The following is a 2004-nucleotide window of genomic DNA, read 5'->3' on the forward strand; positions in this document are numbered from 1 at the left end:
ACGTGAAACATCCGCCCGCCGTCGTTCATGCAGCTCAGCGGCGGCGGTGCCGTCCGCCGGCCGGTGAGGCGGCCTCCCGCTCCGGCAGCTGCCCCACGTTCTCCGCCGTCCCGCCGCCGGCCTTCTTCTTGCGGCGCTCCCGCCACACCTCGACCAGCACCGGCGAGATCGAGACCAGCACGATCAGTGCCATCGCCGGGATCAGGTACTTGTCGATCACGCCCGCGAGCTGGTCGCCGGTGAAGTAGCCGAGCAGCAGCATGGACTCGGTCCACAGCACACCGCCCACCGCGTTCCAGATCAGGAAGCGGCCGGCCGGCATCTCCAGGGTGCCCGCCACCGGGTTGAGGAAGGTGCGTACCACCGGGATGAAGCGGGCCAGGACCACGGCCTTGGCGGGCCCGAACTTCTCGAAGTAGTACTCGGCCTTCTCCACGAAGTCCCGGCGGAAGATCTTCGACTCGGGTTTCTGGAAGAGCCGCGGGCCGACCTTGGCCCCGATCAGGTGGCCGAGCTGGGCGCCCGCGATGGCGCAGAGGGGCGCACCCAGCAGCAGGACCGCGATGGGCATCTGGACGCCCTCGCCGAAGGCCTTGGCGGCAGCGCTGGAGGCGGCCACCCCGGCCAGGATCAGCAGGGAGTCACCCGGGAGGAAGAAGCCGACCAGCAGACCCGTCTCGGCAAAGATGATGGCAAGGAGCCCGACCGTACCGAGAGAGGAGATCAGCGACTTGGCGTCGAGGATGTTGAGCGCGAGCGTCGTGGTGTCCACCGGTGCAGCGTAGCCTGCGAACCTTTCGTCACCGTGAGTCGTGTCCCCGTCCCGACTGACGGGCAGGAAGATGAAGCGGCGCGCCTCTTCTGGGAAGATGGCACAGGCGTTCACCGTACGTACACACCGCACACCGACAGGAGCGGATTCGCATGCCCATCGCAACTCCCGAGGTCTACTCCGAGATGCTCGACCGGGCCAAGGCGGGCAAGTTCGCCTACCCGGCCATCAACGTCACCTCGACGCAGACCCTGCACGCCGCGCTGCGCGGGTTCGCCGAGGCGGAGAGCGACGGCATCATCCAGATCTCCACCGGCGGTGCCGAGTTCCTGGGCGGCCAGTACAGCAAGGACATGGTGTCCGGTGCTGTGGCGCTGGCCGAGTTCGCCCACATCGTCGCCGAGAAGTACCCGGTGACGGTGGCGCTGCACACCGACCACTGCCCCAAGGACAAGCTGGACGGCTATGTCCGTCCGCTGATCAAGGTCTCCCAGGACCGCGTCGCCCAGGGCCGCAACCCGCTCTTCCAGTCGCACATGTGGGACGGCTCCGCCGAGACCCTCGCCGACAACCTGGAGATCGCCCAGGAGCTGCTCGCCGAGGCCGCCAAGGCCAAGATCGTCCTCGAGGTCGAGATCACCCCGACCGGCGGCGAGGAGGACGGCGTCTCCCACGAGATCAACGACAAGCTGTACACCTCGGTCTCCGACGCCATCCGCACCGCCGAGGCGCTGGGCCTGGGCGAGAAGGGCCGCTACCTGCTGGCCGCCTCCTTCGGCAACGTCCACGGCGTCTACAAGCCGGGCAACGTGGTGCTCAAGCCGGGGCTGCTGCGCGAGCTGCAGGACGGCGTCGGTGCCAAGTTCGGCAAGCAGGACCCGTTCTACTTCGTCTTCCACGGCGGTTCCGGCTCCACCGCGGAGGAGATCTCCACCGCCCTGGAGCACGGCGTCGTCAAGATGAACATCGACACCGACACCCAGTACGCCTTCACCCGTCCCATCGTGGACCACATCTTCCGCAACTACGACGGTGTGCTGAAGGTCGACGGCGAGGTGGGCACCAAGTCCACCTACGACCCGCGCACCTGGGGCAAGCTCGCCGAGGCCGGCATGGCCGCCCGGGTCACCGAGGCCGCCCAGAGCCTGCGCTCCGCCGGTACCAAGCTCAAGTAGTCACGTCCCCGAAGTGCCCCGGCGTGCGGTACCCCGCGCCGGGGCACTTCGGGGACG

2 protein-coding genes are annotated in these 2004 nt (G+C 68.2%); one reads left to right on the forward strand and one right to left on the reverse strand.

What is annotated here, in order from left to right:
- Positions 1–34: 34 nt before the first annotated feature.
- Positions 35–772 carry a DedA family protein gene (locus AOK09_RS35495; RefSeq protein WP_079063686.1) on the reverse strand — a complete coding sequence of 246 codons (738 nt, stop codon included), beginning with the start codon at positions 770–772 and terminating at the stop codon, positions 35–37.
- Between the two features lie 146 nt (positions 773–918).
- Here AOK09_RS35495 and fbaA point away from each other — a divergent pair, with 146 nt between their 5' ends.
- Positions 919–1947, forward strand: a complete 1029-nt coding sequence (gene fbaA, locus AOK09_RS35500; RefSeq protein ID WP_265736761.1) for a class II fructose-bisphosphate aldolase — start codon at positions 919–921, stop codon at positions 1945–1947.
- Positions 1948–2004: the final 57 nt, after the last annotated feature.

It is taken from the genome of Peterkaempfera griseoplana (genome assembly GCF_001418575.1).
Lineage (GTDB): Bacteria > Actinomycetota > Actinomycetes > Streptomycetales > Streptomycetaceae > Peterkaempfera > Peterkaempfera griseoplana.